This is a genomic window from Lentzea alba (assembly GCF_047445655.1).
Classification (GTDB): Bacteria; Actinomycetota; Actinomycetes; order Mycobacteriales; family Pseudonocardiaceae; genus Lentzea; species Lentzea alba_A.
The window spans coordinates 96,128-114,616 of record NZ_JAJAEG010000020.1; the positions used below are offsets into that span (position 1 = coordinate 96,128).

18 protein-coding genes are annotated in these 18,489 nt (G+C 68.9%); 5 read left to right on the plus strand and 13 right to left on the minus strand.

All coding sequences use genetic code 11. From position 1 onward, the window contains the following. The first annotated feature begins 126 nt into the window (after nucleotides 1-126). Nucleotides 127-1,413 (plus strand): serine/threonine-protein kinase, encoded by a 1,287-nt coding sequence (locus tag LFM09_RS30715; RefSeq protein ID WP_414100064.1) that lies wholly within the window; start codon nucleotides 127-129, stop codon nucleotides 1,411-1,413. Here LFM09_RS30715 and LFM09_RS30720 read toward each other — a convergent pair. The 3 genes from LFM09_RS30720 to LFM09_RS30730 are packed head-to-tail and all read right to left on the minus strand — an operon-like array spanning nucleotide 1,397 to nucleotide 3,883. Next, the gene (locus LFM09_RS30720; protein WP_414100065.1) at nucleotides 1,397-1,987 is read right to left on the minus strand and encodes a hypothetical protein; all 591 of its coding nucleotides are present in this window, start codon (nucleotides 1,985-1,987) and stop codon (nucleotides 1,397-1,399) included. The two genes, LFM09_RS30715 and LFM09_RS30720, sit on opposite strands and share 17 nt — an antisense overlap. Nucleotides 1,988-2,003: 16 nt before the next feature. Beyond that, complete coding sequence (locus LFM09_RS30725; protein WP_189257545.1) at nucleotides 2,004-2,654, minus strand: response regulator; 651 nt, start codon at nucleotides 2,652-2,654, stop codon at nucleotides 2,004-2,006. Continuing rightward, nucleotides 2,651-3,883 (minus strand): PspC domain-containing protein, encoded by a 1,233-nt coding sequence (locus tag LFM09_RS30730; RefSeq protein ID WP_414100131.1) that lies wholly within the window; start codon nucleotides 3,881-3,883, stop codon nucleotides 2,651-2,653. Before LFM09_RS30730 ends, LFM09_RS30725 begins: the two co-directional genes overlap by 4 nt. 69 nt (nucleotides 3,884-3,952) lie before the next feature. Between LFM09_RS30730 and LFM09_RS30735 the strand changes: the two genes are divergently transcribed. Next, nucleotides 3,953-5,125 (plus strand): PspC domain-containing protein, encoded by a 1,173-nt coding sequence (locus LFM09_RS30735; protein ID WP_414100066.1) that lies wholly within the window; start codon nucleotides 3,953-3,955, stop codon nucleotides 5,123-5,125. Continuing rightward, on the plus strand, nucleotides 5,118-5,330 hold the full coding sequence (locus LFM09_RS30740; protein WP_414100067.1) for a hypothetical protein: 213 nt from the start codon (nucleotides 5,118-5,120) through the stop codon (nucleotides 5,328-5,330). The genes LFM09_RS30735 and LFM09_RS30740 overlap by 8 nt, the downstream gene beginning before the upstream one ends. Nucleotides 5,331-5,390: 60 nt before the next feature. Here the strand turns inward: LFM09_RS30740 and guaA are convergent, their stop codons facing one another. After that, nucleotides 5,391-6,950, minus strand: a complete 1,560-nt coding sequence (guaA, locus tag LFM09_RS30745) for a glutamine-hydrolyzing GMP synthase (protein WP_414100068.1) — start codon at nucleotides 6,948-6,950, stop codon at nucleotides 5,391-5,393. A 261-nt stretch (nucleotides 6,951-7,211) separates the two neighbouring features. On the opposite strand from guaA, the gene LFM09_RS30750 reads away from it, so the two are divergent. Both LFM09_RS30750 and LFM09_RS30755 read left to right on the plus strand, forming a co-directional pair. After that, nucleotides 7,212-7,646, plus strand: coding sequence for a phosphotransferase (locus tag LFM09_RS30750; RefSeq protein WP_414100069.1), 435 nt, complete (start codon nucleotides 7,212-7,214; stop codon nucleotides 7,644-7,646). A 69-nt stretch (nucleotides 7,647-7,715) separates the two neighbouring features. Then, nucleotides 7,716-9,161: an aldehyde dehydrogenase family protein gene (locus tag LFM09_RS30755; protein ID WP_414100070.1), complete on the plus strand. Its 1,446-nt coding sequence runs from the start codon at nucleotides 7,716-7,718 to the stop codon at nucleotides 9,159-9,161. A gap of 13 nt (nucleotides 9,162-9,174) precedes the next feature. Here the strand turns inward: LFM09_RS30755 and LFM09_RS30760 are convergent, their stop codons facing one another. From LFM09_RS30760 to guaB, 9 genes are all read right to left on the minus strand, one after another. Next, nucleotides 9,175-10,551, minus strand: a complete 1,377-nt coding sequence (locus LFM09_RS30760) for an FAD-binding oxidoreductase (protein WP_414100071.1) — start codon at nucleotides 10,549-10,551, stop codon at nucleotides 9,175-9,177. 10 nt (nucleotides 10,552-10,561) lie between these two features. After that, entirely contained in the window at nucleotides 10,562-11,815 is a 1,254-nt protein-coding gene (locus tag LFM09_RS30765; RefSeq protein ID WP_414100072.1) for an FAD-dependent monooxygenase, read from the minus strand. Then, nucleotides 11,812-12,783 (minus strand): MBL fold metallo-hydrolase, encoded by a 972-nt coding sequence (locus tag LFM09_RS30770; RefSeq protein ID WP_414100073.1) that lies wholly within the window; start codon nucleotides 12,781-12,783, stop codon nucleotides 11,812-11,814. The genes LFM09_RS30765 and LFM09_RS30770 overlap by 4 nt, the downstream gene beginning before the upstream one ends. Before the next feature lie 12 nt (nucleotides 12,784-12,795). Beyond that, entirely contained in the window at nucleotides 12,796-14,472 is a 1,677-nt protein-coding gene (locus LFM09_RS30775) for an FAD-dependent oxidoreductase (RefSeq protein ID WP_414100074.1), read from the minus strand. A 191-nt stretch (nucleotides 14,473-14,663) separates the two neighbouring features. Further along, nucleotides 14,664-14,999 (minus strand): type II toxin-antitoxin system Phd/YefM family antitoxin, encoded by a 336-nt coding sequence (locus LFM09_RS30780; protein WP_414100132.1) that lies wholly within the window; start codon nucleotides 14,997-14,999, stop codon nucleotides 14,664-14,666. A gap of 3 nt (nucleotides 15,000-15,002) precedes the next feature. Further along, a complete protein-coding gene (locus LFM09_RS30785; RefSeq protein ID WP_414100075.1) occupies nucleotides 15,003-15,179 on the minus strand; it encodes a hypothetical protein in 177 nt (58 codons plus the stop codon). A gap of 39 nt (nucleotides 15,180-15,218) precedes the next feature. Beyond that, a complete protein-coding gene (locus LFM09_RS30790) occupies nucleotides 15,219-15,566 on the minus strand; it encodes a hypothetical protein (RefSeq protein WP_414100076.1) in 348 nt (115 codons plus the stop codon). Nucleotides 15,567-15,628: 62 nt separating this feature from the next. Then, the gene (locus tag LFM09_RS30795) at nucleotides 15,629-16,762 is read right to left on the minus strand and encodes a GuaB3 family IMP dehydrogenase-related protein (RefSeq protein WP_414100077.1); all 1,134 of its coding nucleotides are present in this window, start codon (nucleotides 16,760-16,762) and stop codon (nucleotides 15,629-15,631) included. A gap of 118 nt (nucleotides 16,763-16,880) precedes the next feature. Beyond that, nucleotides 16,881-18,392 (minus strand): IMP dehydrogenase, encoded by a 1,512-nt coding sequence (guaB, locus tag LFM09_RS30800; RefSeq protein WP_414100078.1) that lies wholly within the window; start codon nucleotides 18,390-18,392, stop codon nucleotides 16,881-16,883. Nucleotides 18,393-18,489: the final 97 nt, after the last annotated feature.

The following is an 18,489-nucleotide window of genomic DNA, read 5'->3' on the forward strand; positions in this document are numbered from 1 at the left end:
GTCACCACGACGGTGCACGAGCAGGGTCTGATTCGGCGCCGCCTGCAACTTGTGTCTGAGCGATTTGCACCACCCCGTGCGCGTGATCCGCGAATGTCGGTCTCGGTGATTGATTAGTCTCGTGGTGTGACAACCACCATCGGAGGCCGCTACACGCTGATCGAGCGCGTCGGCAGCGGGGCGATGGGAGTGGTCTGGCGCGCGCGGGACGAGGTGCTGGAACGCGAGGTCGCGGTCAAGCAGCTCATCACCGGCGACCACCTGCGGGCCATGCGCGAGGCGCGCAACGCCGCCCGGTTGCACCACCCGCACGCGATCGCGGTGTTCGACGTCGTGGGCAGCGACGACGAAGAGCCGTGGATCGTCATGGAGTACCTGCCGTCGCACAGCCTGTCGGCGCTCATCGCCGAGCGGGGGCCGCTCAAACCGGCCCAGGCGGCGAGCATCGGGGCCAAGGTCGCCTCGGCTCTGGCGGCGGCGCACGCGGCGGGCATCGTCCACCGCGACATCAAGCCCGGCAACGTCCTGATCGGTGACGACGGCACGGTCAAGATCACGGACTTCGGGATCTCCAAGGCCTCCGGCGACGGCACGATGACCGACACAGGCATGATCTCGGGCACCCCCGCCTACCTCGCACCCGAGGTGGCGCGCGGTGAGCAGCCGAACGAGGCGTCCGACGTGTTCTCGCTCGGCGCCACCATCTACACGGCGATCGAGGGCGAGTCGGTCTTCGGGCCCAGCGACAACAGCTTCGGCCTCATCTACCGGGCCGCCAGCGGGCAGTTGCGGGACGCCAAGAACGCTGGCGAGCTCACTCCGTTGCTCAACCGACTGCTGGCGAAGGACCCGAAGGGCCGGCCGACCGCGCAGGAGGCCGCGGACCTGCTGGCCGCGGAGCCGCAGCCGTCCCAGCCGCTCCAGATCCCCCAGCCGCGCAGGCTCAAGGCGCCGAACCGCCGGATCCTGGTGATCCTGGGAGTGATCGCGGTGCTGGCCATCGGCGGTGGCGCGGCGGCCGCGTACTGGAACGGCACCAGCGGCACCCCGGTCAACCAAGGGGAGTTCCCCTCCTCGAACAGGGAGACCCGCTACTTCACGGCGGGCGAGGCGAGCGGGTTCGTCAAGGAGCACTACGCCCAGCTGCCCCGCAATCCCGACGTGGCCTGGCACAACCTCTACGAACGCGCGAGCGAGCCGCTGGAGAACTACGTCAACCGGTGGAAGGGCTACTCCGAGCTCCAGTGCCTCGACACCCCGGTGCCGGTGTACTCGAACGGCGCGGACTGGGTCGTCACCGTCGAGCTCGTCATGAAGACGGACAGGGGCGAACAGCAGCGCGGCGTCTACGAGGTCGAGATCCGCAACGTGAACAACGCGATGAAGATCGTCAGCACTAGACAGAAGAGCTGAGCAGCCAGAAGCTGCCGCCACCCACGATCACGCCCATCGCCGTACCGGCCAGGACCTGCGCCGCGGTGTGGTCACCGAGCTCGACGCGCGACCACGACACCAGCGCGGCCGGCAACGCGATCAGCAGCAGCCACGGTCCGTAGACGATCGCGAGCGTCACGACGGCGGCCCACGCCACCCCGGCGTGCAGCGAGATCTTCCACTTCACCCCGAACGTGATCGCCATGCTGACGATCAACGAGGCGAACATGCTTCCGGCCAGCGCCAACATGTTCTGCGGCGCGTCGCCCAGGACCATGATCACCGTGCCGGCGGCCAGCGAGGCACCGGCGGTCACCAGAGGCACCAACCGCCCCTCGCGGTTCGTGACGTGGTGCCCGTCCCACTTGCCTTTTCGAGCGCCGCGGACGATGACGGCCATCGGGATGACGGACGCCGTCACAGCGACCACGAACCCCCAGAGCAGCGTCTTCCACAGACCTTCGGAAGCAGCAGCCACCGCGAACGGCAGCAAAATCACCCAGACCCACGGCGCGAGCACCTCGGTCGCGCCGCGAGCGACCTTTTTGATCAAATCCCCCGGAAACCCTTCAGACCAGTCTGCGATCCGTGGCCCAGCGGGAGAGCTCGTACCGGTTGGAGAGCTGGGTCTTCCGCAGGACGCTCGACACGTGCGTCTCCACCGTCTTCACGCTGATGAACAGCTCGGACGCGATCTCCTTGTAAGCGTAGCCGCGCGCGAGCAGCCGCAGGACGTCACGTTCGCGAGGCGTCAGCAGGTCGAGCTCGGGGTCGCTGATCGGCGCGGCACCCGGCCGGTCGGCGAACGCGTCCAGCACGAACCCGGCCAGCCGCGGCGAGAACACCGCGTCGCCCTCCGACACCCGCACGACCGCCCTGACCAGCTCCTGGCTGGAGATCGTCTTGGTCACGTAGCCGCGGGCGCCGGCGCGGATGACGTTGATGACGTCCTCGGCGGCGTCGGACACCGACAGCGCGAGGAACGTGACCTCGGGGATCTTGGTGCGGACCTGCCGCAGCACCTCGGCGCCACCGCCGTCGGGCATGTGCACGTCCAGCAGCACCACGTCCGGCTTGTGGTGCGCGATCCCCGCCACCGCCTCGCCGACGCTGCCCGCCTCGCCGACCACCTCCACCTCGTCGGTGATGGTGTCGAGCTCTGCCCGCACTCCCGCGCGGAACAACGCGTGGTCGTCCACCAGGAACACCCTGACGCTCATGTCCTGGCCTCCGTCTTCCTCGGCATCTCGAGCTGCACCTCGGTCCCCTCTCCCGGAGCCGTGCGCAGTCGCACCTCCCCGCCGTGCCGGTCCATCCTCCCGCGAATGCTGCCCGCGAGGCCATGCCGGTCCTCCGGCACCGCCTCCGGGTCGAAGCCCTTGCCCCGGTCACGCACGAAAACGGTCACCTTGTCCGGTTCGACCTCGGCGTACACGCTGACCTCCGCGACGCCCGCGTGCTTGGCCGCGTTGACCACCGCCTCCTTCGACGCCTGGACGAGGGCGAACATCCCGTCCTCCAGCTCGCAGTCGCCCACCACGACCTGCGAGACGGCGATGGCGAAGTCGTCCTCCACCTCCGCGCACACCTGGGCGATGGCGATGCTGATGGAGTGCGGCTGCTCGCCCACCTCACGGCCGTAGAGCCAGCTGCGCAGCTCGCGTTCCTGGCTGCGGGCCAGGCGCTTCACCTCACGCGGTGACTCGGACTGCTTCTGGATCAACGCAAGCGTTTGCAGCACGGAGTCGTGCAGGTGAGCGGCGATCTCGGCGCGTTCCTCGGTGCGGATGCGCGCCCGGCGTTCCGCGTCGAGGTCGCGGACCAGCCGCATCCACAGCGGCACGGTCAGCACCGCGACGCCGATCAACGTCGCCAGCACGGAGAGCACGATGGTCGAGAGGTTCTGGAAGGAGCCGTTGGACACCAGGAACGCGGCGACACCCGCCGCCACCAGCGCGCCTCCCGCCACCGTCCGCACGATCCCCGTCTTCCCCTGCGCGAACGCCCCGTCCTTCCAGCGGCGCCGCTGTGCCTCGTCAGCCTCGCGCCACACGACCGCGGCGCCCACGAGTGCCACGGCGATCGGGCCGGTGATCCAGCCGCTCCACGCGCCGTTGAGCAGGCCGGTGAACACCGCGACGCCGATGCCGAGAGCGGCGAGACCGATGGCCTGCTGCCACTCCTTGCGGTCCTTCTCGGTCTCCGGTTCGATCACGGTCGACTGCGGGACGAACATCCACAGCAGGCCGTAGGCGATGATCCCGATCCCGCTCAGGGCGGCGAACACGGCGAAGACCGCGCGCACCCAGAAGACGGGTGCGCCGAGGTGGTCCGCCAGTCCGCTCGCGACGCCCGCGACCACCCGGCCGGTGCGTCGACGGCGCATCGGCTCGATCTGTGCACTCACCATCCGATCGTCACACGTCCCGGGCTGTTGTTCATCAGGGATGACCCCGGTTCGCAGAATCAGGGCTGGTCCCTGATGTGGTTCCAGGCGTGGCAGCGCAACCTTGTCACCGTGAGCGGGACTGAGAAGGCAATGCAGGGCGTGGCGGACACGCTCAGAGAGTTCTGGGCCCACCGGCCGGTGCGGCCCCGTGCAGGGCGCAAGCTCGGCGGCGTCGCCACCGGGATCGCCATGCGCTTCCAGATCGACCCGGTGATCGTGCGGATCGCGTTCGTCGCCCTCGCGTTGGCGGGCGGTGTCGGTGTGCCGATGTACCTGGCCGGCTGGCTGCTGCTGCCCGAGGAGGGCGACCAGGTCTCGCCGCTGGAGTCGCTGATCAACAAGGGCCACAGCTCCATGTCGCAGGCGCAGACGGTGCTGCTGGGCTTGCTGATGTTCCCCGCGCTCACCTTCACGTTCGGCAACGGCGGGTTCCAGGTCGTGGTGACACTGGCCGCGACGATCGCGTGCATCTACCTGCTGCAGAAGAACCGCGGGCACCTGCAGCCGGCCACCACGCTCGTCGAGCCGCCGCCAGTGCCACCGGTGCCGGGGGCGCCTGCCTGGGATCCGCTGGGTGCCGCTCCGTTCGCCTGGGACCTGCCGGAACCCGCTCCCAAGCCGCAGCCGCCTGCTCCTCGCCCGCGCAGGCCCAAGGTCGCACTGGCGACGCTGGGTGTGGCGGTCGCGGTGGGCATCGGCTCCGGCATCGCGGGGATGTGGTCGGCCTGGTTCACGGCTCCGCACGTCATCGGACTGCTGATCGCGGTGCTCGCGGCAGGACTGCTGGTCGGGTCGTTCGTGGGCGCCGGTCGCAGCCTGATCTGGCTGCTGGTCCCGCTGTCCGTGGTGGGCTTCGGCATGACGGCCATCGGCTTCGACGGGCCGAGCAACCTGGGCAGCGTGGCGGAGACGCCGCGCTCCGTGACGGATGTGAAGAGCCGGTACGAGGTGGGCGTGGGCAGCGTGATGCTCGACCTGCGGCAGATGCCGGACTCCGGCGAGGTGAAGACCGAGGTCGAGGCCAACCTCGGCGAGCTGATCGTGCACGTGCCGAAGAACGCCGACGTGACGTTCAACTGCGAGGCCTCGTCCATCGGTGAGCTCGACTGCCTCGGCAAGCGCGCGGAGGGCACCACTGTCCAGGTCGGCGGGACCGACCTCGGGGAGAACGGCAACGGCGGCCTGAAGATCGACCTGGACGTTCTGACGAACGTCGGAGAGGTGAAGGTGCTCCGTGACTGAGCAGACTTCTGGGCAGCAGCCGGTGATGCGCAGGCGGATCGACCCGCTGGGCCTGGTGTTCGGGATCGGCGGCGGGCTGATGGCGGCCTACGTGCTGAGCAACGGGACGTTCTGGTTCGACTTCCGATGGGCGCTGGGAGGAACGGCCATCGTGGTCGGGTTGGTCCTGCTGACCAACTCCTTGAGACGCAAGTCCCGCGCCTGAAATGCTATGAGGGTGACCTTCATGGACCTGAGGTCCATGAAGGTCACCCTCATGGTCGTATTACTCCCACTCGATGGTGCCCGGCGGCTTGGAGGTCACGTCGAGGACGACGCGGTTGACCTCGGCTACCTCGTTGGTGATTCGGGTGGAGATGCGTTCGAGGACCTCGTAGGGCAGGCGGGTCCAGTCCGCGGTCATGGCGTCTTCGGAGGAGACGGGACGCAGCACGATCGGGTGGCCGTACGTGCGGCCGTCACCCTGCACACCGACGCTGCGGACGTCCGCGAGCAGCACGACCGGGCACTGCCAGATCGTGCGGTCCAGACCGGCCGCGGTCAGCTCCTCGCGGGCGATGGCGTCGGCCTGGCGCAGCGTGTCGAGGCGGTCCTGGGTGACCTCGCCGATGATCCGGATGCCGAGGCCGGGACCGGGGAACGGCTGGCGCTGCACGATCGTCTCGGGCAGGCCCAGCTCGGTGCCGACGCGGCGCACCTCGTCCTTGAACAGCGCGCGCAGCGGCTCGACCAGCTCGAACTGCAGGTCGTCCGGCAGGCCGCCGACGTTGTGGTGCGACTTGATGTTCGCGGTGCCCGTGCCGCCACCGGACTCGACGACGTCCGGGTAGAGCGTGCCCTGCACCAGGAAGCCGTAGTCGCCCTCGGCCTTGAGGTCGCGCTCGGCCTGCTCGAACACGCGGATGAACTCGCGGCCGATGATCTTGCGCTTCCCCTCCGGGTCCGTGACGCCGGCGAGTGCGTTGAGGAAGCGTTCGCGGGCGTCGACCGTGATGAGGTTGATGCCCGTGGCGGCCACGTAGTCGCGCTCGACCTGGGCGCGCTCACCGGCGCGCAGCAAGCCGTGGTCGACGAACACGCAGGTGAGGCGGTCACCGATGGCGCGCTGGACCAGCGCGGCCGCGACCGCGGAGTCGACACCGCCGGAAAGCGCGCAGATGGCCTTGCGGTCGCCGATCTGCTCGCGGATCCGCTCGACCTGCTCGTCCACGATGGACGACGTGGTCCACTGCGGACGGATGCCCGCGATGTCGTGCAGGAACCGGCGCAGCACCTCCTGGCCGTGCGGCGAGTGGTGCACCTCCGGGTGGTACTGCACACCGGCGAAGCGGCGTTCGGTGTCCTCGAACGCGGCGACCGGGGCGCCCTCGCTGGTCGCGGTGACCGTGAAGCCCTCCGGCGCCTTGGTGACGGCGTCGCCGTGGCTCATCCACACCGGGTGGCTGCCCGGCAGCTCCTCGTGCAGCGAGCCGCCCGCGCCGGTCACGCCGAGGTCGGTGCGGCCGTACTCGCGGGTGCCGGTCTGTTCAACTGCGCCACCGAGTGCGCGCGCCATCGCCTGGAAGCCGTAGCAGATGCCGAAGACCGGGACGCCGGTCTCGAACAGCTTCGGGTCGACCTGCGGCGCGCCCTCCTCGTAGACGCTCGACGGGCCACCGGAAAGCACGATGGCCAGCGGGTTCTTGTCGAGGATCTCGCTCACCGTCGCGGTGTGCGGGACCACCTCGGAGTAGACCTGGGCCTCGCGCACGCGACGGGCGATCAGCTGCGCGTACTGGGCGCCGAAGTCGACGACGAGAACAGGGCGGTTGCTGGTGTCGGACACGCCGCCAAGGATCTCATGCGTGGACGGTGAACTGCTGACCGGTGGCGGGCTGAACCAGGTGTTCAGGGTGGGTGACGCGGTGCGCAGGCCGGCCGGGCCGTGGGCACCTCGGGTGCACGATTTGTTGCGGCACTTGGCACCGCTGGGGATCGCGCCGGTTCCGCTCGGACTGGACGACGAGCACGAACTGCTCAGCTACCTGCCCGGTGACGTTGGCCACGTGCCACCTTCGGACGACGCGTCGTTGATCGAGTCGGCCCTGTGCTGCGCAAGTTGCACGACGCGACGATCCCGCTCCTCGATCAGCTGGACGGGTGGCACCACCCCGCCAGGGAGCCGGTCGAGGTGGTGCTGCACGGCGACTTCGCGCCCTACAACACGACCTGTCGAGACGGCGTGCCGGTGGGCATCTTCGACTTCGACTCCGCCCATCCGGGTCCGCGCTGGTGGGACGTCAGCTGGGCGCTCATCCAGTTCGTGCTCGCGCTGCCGGACGAGCGCGAACGTCGTACGGAACTGTTCTGTGACGCGTATGGGTATGCGTACGAGGACGAACACGTCCTAATGCGACTGGACGACATGATCCGCACCATTCGCGAGCACCCCGCGTTCGTGCTTCAGCGGGCTGAACGCCATGACGAGTACTACGCAGGACTCGTCGGTTGGGTGTCAGGAACCGGCGAAGCCCGTTCCTGACACCCAACCGACTCCGTCTTCTAGGAGTGTGTCGAGTACGTGCAGGCCAATAGGGCTTAACGTGATCCCATGGACGCGTTCACGCCGCAACCCAGGCCGTGCTGGGTCGCCGGCCGCCCCGAGCAGGGCGAGCAGGCGTTAGAGGTCTTCCACCCGTTCGACGGCACCGAGGTCGCCTCGGTCGCCGTGCCGGGCAGAGATCAGGTGGAACGTGCGGTGACGGCGGCTCACGCGGTGGCGAAGGAGTTCCGTCGAACACCCGCGCACGTGCGGGCGGCGGCGCTGCTGAAGGTGTCCGAGACGCTGGCCGAACGCGCGGAGGAGATCGCCGAGACGATCACCGCCGAGAACGGCAAGCCGCTCAAGTGGGCCGAGATCGAGGTGGCCAGAGCGGTCAACACCTTCCGATTCGCCGCTGAGGAAGCCCGGCGGTTCACCGGCGGGCTGCAGCGGCTCGACACCGACGCCAACGGTGTGGGGCGGATGGCGATCGTCCGGCACGTGCCGCGCGGGCCGGTGCTCGCCGTGGCGCCGTTCAACTTCCCGCTCAACCTGGTGGCGCACAAGGTCGCGCCGGCGCTCGCGGTGGGTGCACCGGTGATCGTGAAGCCCGCCTCGGCGACGCCCCTTTCGGCTTTGCTGCTGGGCGAGATCCTGGCCGAGACCGAACTGCCGGAGGGCGCGTTCTCGATCCTTCCCGTGCGCGGCAAGGACATGGACGCTTTGGTGAAGGACGACCGGCTGCCGGTCATCTCGTTCACCGGCTCCACGAAGGTCGGCTGGTCGTTGATGGAAGCCGCGCCGCGCAAGCACGTCGTGATGGAGCTGGGCAGCAACGCCGCCGCCATCATCTGTCCTGATTGGACGGACCTGGACCACGCGGCGCAGCGCATCGCGACGTTCGGCAACTACCAGGCCGGGCAGTCGTGCATCGCCGTGCAACGGGTGATCGTCGACCGTTCGAAGGCCGACGAGTTCGTGCCGAAGCTCGTGGAAGCGGTGGGGGCGTTGAAGACCGGCGACCCGCACGACCCCGAGGTCGAGGTCGGGCCGTTGATCGACGAGGACAACGCCCGGCGCGTCGAGGAGTGGGTCAACATGGCCGCCGACGCGGGCGCGCGCGTGCTGCTCGGCGGCAAGCGGACCGGGACGACCGTCGAGCCGACCGTGGTGGCGGACGTGCCTTCCACCGCCAAGCTGTGGACCGAGGAGATCTTCGGGCCGGTGCTCGTCGTCTCGGTCGCGGACGGTGTCGAGGACGCGTTCGCGCAGGCCAACGACACCAAGTACGGGCTGCAGGCCGGTGTCTTCACCCGTGACGTGCAGGTGGCGTTCGAGGCCGCGGCCGAGCTCGAGGTCGGTGGCGTGATCATCGGTGACGTGCCGTCCTACCGCGCCGACCAGATGCCCTACGGCGGCGTGAAGGGCTCGGGCACCGGACGTGAGGGCGTCCGGTCGGCGATGGAGGACTTCACCGAGGAGCGGATCACCGTGCTGACCGGAATTCAGATCTAGGCCAAGGGTCCAGCTACAGACCCTGCTGGAACCCCAGCACGCGGTCCGGGTCGTAGCGTCGCCTGACCTTCCTGAGTCGGGCGACGTTGCGGCCGTAGTAGGCGGTCGGCCAGTCGGGCATCTCAGGGTCGATGTAGTTCACGTACCCGGTGGTGCCCAGGCCGAGCCCGTCGCGCAACGACGCCACGATCCGGCGCCCCTCCGCCTCGGTCCGGCCGTCCAGCACGTTGACGTAGACCTGGGCGCTGGTCTTCGCCGCCCGGTGCGGGAACGCCGTGGCGTCCGGTGCGATCCGGCCGAGCGCGCCACCGAACGAGTCGAGCTGGATGCGGCAGTTGGTCCGCCCCGTCAGGAGTTCGTCGACCCGTTCGCCGTCGATCCGGCCGTACGCCATGCGCGACGACGCCACGAACGGGAACCCGGTCTCGTAGCCGCCGGCGAAGAACCGCATGGCGTCCAGGTAGCTCAGCTCCTCGACATCGCGCCTCGGCGCCTTGGGCAGGCGGTCCAGCAACGGGTTCAGGTCCTTGGCCGGGCCGAGGTAGGTGCCGTCGATCTCGGTGATCGTCGGTGAGCCGGCACCCGTTCCGCAGACGCCCCAGAGCTCGTCGGGCGCGTTCTCGAACCAGTCCTGCCAGGCCTCGACGACCTCCGCCGTGGCACCACCCGGATACGCCACGTAGAAGCGCGTGATCATCGGCGCTGGGAAGCTGCGGAACGTGAACGAGGTGACGATGCCGAAGTTGCCGCCACCGCCGCCTTTGAGAGCCCAGAACAGGTCGGGCTCCTGGTGCTCGGACACCGTGTGCAGGCAACCGTCCGGCGTGATGATCCGGGCGCTGACCAGGTTGTCGCAGGTCAGGCCGTACTTGCGGGCCGTGACGCCGATGCCGCCGCCGAGCGCGAGCCCGCCGAGGCCGACCGATCGGCACGAACCCGCAGGCACCGAACGCCCCTGGGCGCCGATCGCCTCGTAGAAGTTGTCGAGCCTGGTGCCGGTGCCGGCCTGGACATGCGTACCGCGGACCTGCACGTCGTTGAACGCGCTGAGGTCGACGATCAGGCCGTTCTCCGGCGCCGAGTAGCCCGCGTAGCTGTGCCGGCCGCTGCGGGCCGCCACCGGGATGCGTTCGTGCGACGCGAAGTCGAGGCACGCCTGCACGTCCTCGGTCCGGACGCACTTCGCGATCGCCGCGGGCCTGCGGTACGCGTAGACCTCGTTGTACGGCAACCTGATCTGGTCATAGCCCGGGTCCTGCGGCAGTACGAGCCTGCTGCCGAGCCGTTTGCGCAGCCTCGCCCAGTTGGTGTCGGCCGCCGCGGTGCCCGTCCCCAAGGCTGCTGCGGCGAGTGCGGTCCCCTGCATGAACGTTCGCCTGCTGATCCCCATGTGACCCAGTTCACCAGCCGAGCGCCCGGCGCGTCACCTCATCGGTCCGATTCCCCGCGACGTGGCCGTCCGGTCTGATCAGGCGATTCCCGGCGACGCTGAATCCGGGGCCGGCTGTGCGCGACCCTTCGATCAGCTCGCCTCCGTCGGTCGTCAGCGGGGAGTTCTCGTAGGAGAACGGCGTGAAGAGCTTGCCCGAGTCGATGCCCTCGCCCGATTCGAGCGCTCGTTCTCGTTTGTCCCGTTCCTCAGGAGTGCCCGGCACCAGAAACCGCATGGTGGCGCCGGTGATGCGGAGGTTCTCGTCGGCGGCGGCACCGCGTTCGACGTTGTAGGACTCCAGCAGGTGCGGGCCTGCCTCGCCGTTGCGATCAGCGGCGATCTTCCAGGCCGCGTTGTCGGCGTCGCAGATCCCGGAGTTCAGGCCGCGGGCGCCGAACGGGCTCATCACGTGCGCCGCGTCGCCCGCGAGCAGGATCCGGCCGATGCGGAACGTCGTCGCGCGCCGCTGGTGGAAGCGGTAGGTGGACTGCCAGACGACCTCGTACGGCTTGTCGCCGACGATCGCGCGGATGTGGGCGTCGGTGAGCTGCACGTCCTCGGCGACCTGCCAGTCGATCCGCCAGACGCCGTTCGGTTGCGGGTGCAGGAGAACCTGACGGCCGGGGTTCCAGGGCGGGTCGAAGTAGAAGCGGCGTTCGGGTGTCTCGAAGTCCAGGTCGACGCGGACGTCGGCGATGATGAACCGGTCGTCGAACGAGAAGCCCTCGAACGGGATGTCCAGCAGCTGCCGGACCTTCGAGTGCACACCGTCCGCGGCGATGCAGTGCGTCGCCCTGATCCCGTCCTGTGTGGACACTCCCTCGTCGTCCTGGGTCAGGCTTTCCAGGGCGTGCCCGTAGCGGAGCTCGATCAACGGCTCGGCGCGGACGCGTTCCTCCAGCAGCTGCTCCACGACGGTCTGCGGGGTGTTGACGAACGGCGGGAAACCCTTGGCCTCGGGGAAGGTCAGGGTCAGCACCTCGCGGTCGCGGTGGTAGGTGCGGCCGGTGTACCAGGTGACGCCCGCGTCGGCGACGGCCTGGCCGACGCCGATCCGTTCCAGGATCTCCAGCACGTCGCGCTGCACGCAGATCGAGCGGCTGCCGGTTTCCTGACGTCGCTCGGCCTTCTCCAGGACGACGCTCGGCACGCCGGCCCGCGCGAGGAACAGCGCGGCGGTGAGCCCGACCGGCCCGGCGCCGACGACGAGCACCGGGTTCATTGCAGGGCGTCCCAGACGGCGCGGTCGCGTGCCGCGGTCCAGATCTCCGGCCAGTCCTTGCCGTCGAGCTCGTCCCAGTAGCGCTTCACGTCGAACGGCAGGCAGTGCTCGAAGATCGGCCAGCGCCCGTACCGGGGTTCGAGCGTCTTGTGCGCCAGCTCGAAGGCCTGCTTGAGCGTGCCGCCGTCGCCGTGGACGCCACCGACCGTGCGACGCAGCTCGTTGAGGAAGTGCCTGGTCTGGCCGATCGCAGCCTCGACCTCGATGCGGTCGCGGGCGACCTTGCCCCGCCCGCCGACCAGGACCTCGGCGCCGAGGTCCTCGATCTCGTCCAAAGTGGACGACGCCCACTCGTCGTGGAACGCGTCGCCGGTGTAGAGCGCGGCCTGCGACTCGACGAGGTCGCCGGCGAAGAGGATCCGCTGCTGCGGCAGCCAGGCCACGATGTCGCCCGCCGTGTGGCCGCGACCGAGGTGCTGCAGGACGAGGTCGCCGCGTTCGTCGCCGAGCGGGATCGTCATGCGGTCGGAGAACGTGAGCGTCGGCCAGGTCAGTCCCGGGATCTCCTCCGGCTGCTCGAACAGCCGCGGCATGCGGCCGTACTCGCTCTCCCAGTCCTGCTGCCCGCGTTCGGCGATCAGCACCCGCGTCATCTCGTGCGCGACGATCTCCTGGGCGTCGAACGCGCTGGCGCCGAGCGTGCGGACGGCGTGGTAGTGGCTGAGCACGAGGTACCGGACGGGCTTCTTGGTGTGCTTGCGCAGCGTGGTGAGCCACCGGCGCGCGGCCGCGGGTGTGGCGCGCGCCTCGAAGCAGATCAGGAAGTCCTCGGCCTCGATCGCCCCGACGTTGGGGTCGCCTTCGGCGGTCAGGGTGTAGACGCCCTCGGCGAGCTCGACGAACACCTCGTCCTTCGGGGCGAGGTCGGCACTGGAGGCGAATGGCTTCTTCGGCGGCTTTTTGGCCATACCTCCACCGTGTCAGGACGCCTTCACGATCGGCAACCGCAATGCGGCTGGAGCTTGATCGGGAACCGCCGGGTTCTTCGGCTTCGTCGGGTTGATCCGCCGGTACGGCTGGCCCTGCTCGGGCCGCTGGTCCTGTTCGCCCTTGTTCGGCCACAGCGAGAACGCCCGCTCGGCCTGCGCGGTGATGGTGAGGCTCGGGTTCACGCCGAGGTTCGCACTGATCGCCGCACCGTCCACAACGGACAGTCCGGGGTAGTTGAAGACGCGGTGGTACGGGTCGATCACGCCTTCTTCCTCACTGGACGCGATCACGCAGCCGCCGATGAAGTGCGCAGTCAGCGGGATGTTGAACAGCTCACCCCACGTGCCACCCGCCATGCCGTCGATGTGCTTGGCGGCCAACAGGTTCGCCTCGTGACCCGCAGGGATGAACGCCGGGTTGGGCTCGCCGTGGCCCTGCTTGCTGGTGAGCTTGCCGCGCTTGAGGAACGTCGTGATCGAGTTGTCCAGGCTCTGCATGACCAGCAGGATCACGGTCCGCTCGCTCCACCTGTGCACGCTGAGCAGCCTGAGGAGCTTGAGCGGGTGCTTGACCGCTTCCTTGATGAACTGCAGCCACCGCGGGGTGCTCGCCGCGCCGTCGGTGGCCAGTGTCTGCAGCAGCCCCATGGCGTTGCTGCCCTTGCCGTACCGCACGGGCTCGATGTGCGTGATCTCGTCCGGGTGGATCGAGCTCGTGATCGCGACGCCCTGCGTGAAGTCGTTCTTCGGGTCGACCGAGTACCGCGCGGCCCCGATGATCGACTCGGAGTTGGTGCGGGTGAGCTCACCGAGCTTCGCGGAGATCCTCGGCAAGGTGGAGGCCTTCGCCTTGTGCAGGAGCTGCTGCGTGCCCCACGTGCCGGCGGCGATGACGACCTGGTCAGCGGTGAACGCGGCTTTCGCACGGCCGCCGGTCTTCCTGACGTCGATGGTCCACTTGCCGTTGCTCTCGTTGAGCGCGGTGACCGTGGTCAGCGGGAAGACCTTCGCGCCGAGCTTCTCCGCCAGATACAGGTAGTTCTTGACCAGCGTGTTCTTCGCGCCGACCCGGCAGCCCGACATGCAGCTGCCGCACTCGGTGCAGCCCGTGCGTTGCGGACCGGCGCCGCCGAAGTAGGGGTCGTCGGCTGGTTTGCCGGGCTCGCCGAAGAACACCCCGACCGGCGTCGCGTGGTAGCCGTCCTCGACGCCCATGTCCTTCGCGACCTTCTGCATGACGACGTCGCTCGGGGTGGTCGTGGGGTTCGTGACGACACCCAGCATCCGGCTCGCCTGGTCGTAGAACGGCTCCAGCTCGTCCTGCCAGTCGGTGATGTGCGCCCACTGCCGGTCCTCGTAGAACGGCTTGAGCGGCCGGTACAGCGTGTTCGCGTACACGAGAGAACCGCCACCGACGCCCGCACCGGCGAGCACCATGACGTTGCGCAGGAGGTGGATGCGTTGGATCCCGAAGCACTTGAGCTGCGGCGCCCACAGGTACTTGCGGAGGTTCCAGCTGGTCTTGGCGAACTCGTCGTCGGCGAACCGGCGCCCCGCCTCCAGGACGGCGACGCGGTAGCCCTTCTCGGTCAGGCGGAGCGCGGCGACGCTGCCACCGAACCCGGAGCCGACGATGACGACATCGAAGTTACCGGCGAGTTCACCCATGAACCGGAGAGTAGGCGTTACTTCCGGTAACGCCTAGTCCCCGATCGGTTCAGACGGCGGTCGAGAACTGTCGACGCCTCGGCGTAGACCCCGGCACTCGAGCGCGCGACAACAGACTTTCGCAGACCTCGGGCGCAACATCTGGCCCAAGACGTCGCAGGTCATCAACAGCCGTGTCGGTGAGCAGGACCTCAGCCATCGAGCGAGTCTTCGTCCTCCACTGCTGCCAACGATTCGCGTGTGTGCCCGAACGTCTCCAGGACATCGTCGAGGGAGGCGCGGCGACCTGAGTCCGCCACCGACCGCGCGAGCACGAGCGCCAAATCCCTCAGGTCGGCTGCCGCCTCGTCGATCTCAGCCAGCCGGCTCATCGGTACGACGGCGGCCACCGGGCGACTGTGCCTGGTGATCATCACTGGACCACCCTGCTCGGCGTCAGCGACCAGACCGGCGACGCCAAGCTTGGTGGCCCGGTGACGGTCAGCTCGCGAGCTCCGTGAAGGCCGGTCATGAACCTCATTTTGCAGGCCCTACAGCACCAGGCCCTCGATGACCCACACCATGAAGGCCACGACCAGCGCCGTGATCACCAGACCACCGCCGATGAGCAGGGCCAAGACCTTCCAGCCGATGCCTTCCTGCTCCTCCGCGGGTGCTTCCTCCACCGTCTCGACGCTGCTGTCACCGAACAAGGCATCCAATTCCACGCTCAAGAGGACGCGCGGGACGGGGCATCGGTTGCAAGATCAGCTTTGCGCCCAGGCCGCGATCGGGAGGCTGAGGTAGACGCCGACCTGTGCCAGTCCGGTCGCCTCTTCGATGGCCTCGCACAGGCCGTCGACGCGGTCCTGGCGGTTCTCGGCGCGGCTCTCGAACCACTTGGACCGCACCTCGACCACCACGTCCATGTCGCTGACGTCCCACAGGCCTCGGGCACGGAAGTACAACTCGACGTCGCCAGGCTGGAGGTCGCCGTCGTAGGGCTCCTCCGGGCACTCCACGGCCACCGAAACGGCGTGCGGGAGCATCTCGGCGAGCTTCCTCAGGACTTTGTGGGAGAGGTTGGGCGCGTAGGTGATCTCAACGAGCGGCACGTCGTCCAATAAAGCACGAGGGGCGCGCCCCTGTCGGAGTGCGCCCCTCGTTGCCGAACTGATCAGCCGCGGATCGTCAGGCCGACCTTCTGGAACTCCTTGAGGTCGGAGTAGCCGGTCTTGGCCATGGCCCGCTTGAGCGCGCCGAACAGGTTCGTCACACCGCGCGGGTCCGACGACGGCCCGAACAGCAGCTTGCGCAGGTCGAGCTCCTGGTCCACGGCCTCGGCGACGAGGCTGCGCGGCACCGACGGGTGCGCGGACGAGGCCGTCCAGTACAGGCCCTGGCCGGGAGCCTCGGTCGCGGCGGCGAGAGGCTCGCCCAGCATCACTGCGTCGGCACCGCAGGCGATGGACTTCGCCACGTCGCCACTCGTCATGACACCGCCGTCGGCGATGACGTGCACGTAGCGGCCGCCGGTCTCGTCGAGGTAGTCGCGGCGGGCGGCCGCGGCGTCGGCGATCGCGGTGGCCATCGGCACGCCGATGCCCAGCACGGTGTCGGTGGTGGTGACGCCCGGCGTGTAGCCGTAGCCGACGATCACGCCCGCCGCGCCGGTGCGCATCAGGTGCATGGCCGTGCGGTAGTCGCCGACACCGCCGGCGATCACCGGGATGTCGAGGTCCGCGATGAACGACTTCAGGTTCAGCGGCTCGCCATCACGTGACACGTGCTCGGCCGAGATGATCGTGCCCTGCACGACCAGGATCTCCACGCCCGCGGCCAGCAGGTCCGGGGTGAGCTCCGCGGCGCGCTGCGGGCTGACGCGGACCGCCACCGTGACGCCCGACTCGCGGATCTGCTTGATCGCCTCGGCGATCAGGTCCATCCGCAGCGGGGCGGCGTGCAGCTCCTGCAGCACCTTCACGGCAGCCGCCGGGTCGTCGCTGTCCTCGGTCGCCTGCACCAGGCGGAACAGCGCCTCGTCGACGTCGCCGTGCCGAGCCCAGAGGCCCTCGGCGTTGAGCACACCGAGACCGCCCAGCTCACCGACCGCGACCGCGACGCCCGGCGACACGATCGCGTCGGTCGGGTGGGTGATCAGCGGGATGTCGAAGCGGTAGGCATCGATCTGCCACGTCGTGGAGACGTCCTTCGACGACCTCGTGCGACGGGACGGGATGATCTCGATGTCGTCCAGCTCGTAGGCCCGCCTCGCGGTCCGGCCCATGCCGATCTCGACCAGATCGCGCACCTGTGGTTCCTCTCCTTCGTCCAGGGGTCTGGGGGCCGCCCCCAGAGAAGACACTGCGAGCGACCTGGGTTCGCGCTTTCCGCGGACACACGTCGCCCTCAGCGAGCGCCGACGAACCCTAACGGGTGGTGTAGTTCGGGGCCTCGACGGTCATGGTGATGTCGTGCGGGTGGCTCTCCTTCAGGCCCGCCGCGGTGATGCGCACCAGCTGCTGGTTCTGCAGCTCGGCGATCGTGCGGGAGCCCGTGTAGCCCATCGCCGCGCGCAGACCACCGTTGAGCTGGTGCACGACCTGCGACAGCGGGCCGCGGAACGGCGTGCGGCCCTCGATGCCCTCGGGGACGAGCTTGTCCTCGTTGAGCACGTCGTCCTGGAAGTAGCGGTCCTTCGAGTACGACTTGGCGTCGCCGCGCGACTGCATGGCGGCCAGCGAGCCCATGCCGCGGTAGGTCTTGAACTGCTTGCCGTTGACCAGGATCAGGTCGCCGGGCGCCTCCTGGGTGCCCGCGAGCAGCGAACCGAGCATCACGGCGGACGCACCGGCCGCGATGGCCTTGGCGATGTCGCCGGAGTACTGGATGCCGCCGTCACCGATCACCGGCACACCGGCCGGGGTGCAGGCGAGCGAGGCCTCGTAGATCGCGGAGATCTGCGGCACACCGACACCCGCGACAACGCGCGTGGTGCAGATCGAGCCGGGGCCGACGCCGACCTTCACACCGTCCGCGCCCGCGTCGACCAGCGCCTGCGCACCAGCGCGGGTGGCGACGTTGCCGCCGACGACGTCAGCCGAGTCGCCGAGCTCCTTCTTGATGCGGGCGACCATCTCCAGCACGCCGCGCGAGTGGCCGTGCGCGGTGTCGACCATCAGCACGTCCACGCCCGCGTCGGCGAGCGTCATCGCACGGACGAACGAGTCCTCGCCCACACCCACGGCGGCGGCGCACAGCAGGCGGCCGTCCGGGTCCTTGGTGGCGTTCGGGTACTGCTCGGTCTTCACGAAGTCCTTGACCGTGATCAGGCCCTGCAGCTTGCCGTCACCGTCGACGATCGGCAGCTTCTCGACCTTGTGCCGGCGCAGCAGCCCCAGCGCGGCATCGGCGCTGACGCCGACCTGCGCGGTGACCAGCGGCCCCTTGGTCATGACCTCGCTGACGCGCTTGGTGTGGTCGAGCTCGAACCGCATGTCGCGGTTCGTGATGATGCCGACCAGCTTGTTGTTCGAGTCGGTGACCGGGACACCGGAGATGCGGTAGCGCGCACACAGCGCGTCGACCTCGGCCAGCGTGTCGTCCGGCGAACACGTCACCGGGTCCGTGACCATGCCGGCCTCGGACCGCTTGACGGTCTCCGCCTGCCGCGCCTGATCCTCGACGGACAGGTTGCGGTGCAGCACGCCGATACCGCCCTGACGCGCCATCGAGATGGCCATCCGGCCCTCGGTGACGGTGTCCATCGCGGCGCTGGCCAGCGGAATCTTGAGAGTGATGTTGCGCGAGATCCTGGTGCTCGTGTCGACGCCGCTCGGGACGACGTCCGACTCGGCCGGCAGCAGGAGCACGTCGTCGAAGGTCAGTCCCAGCATGGCGAACTTGCTCGGGACTCCGTCAGCGTTGAGCTCGCTGGTCATAGCGGGTGACATGCCTTCCGTCGTGCGGTCTGCTCCCCCTCCTGCGAGCGTGGGTTTCCGCAGGCGGAGGCGGTGCGACCCATGGTATCTGGACGAC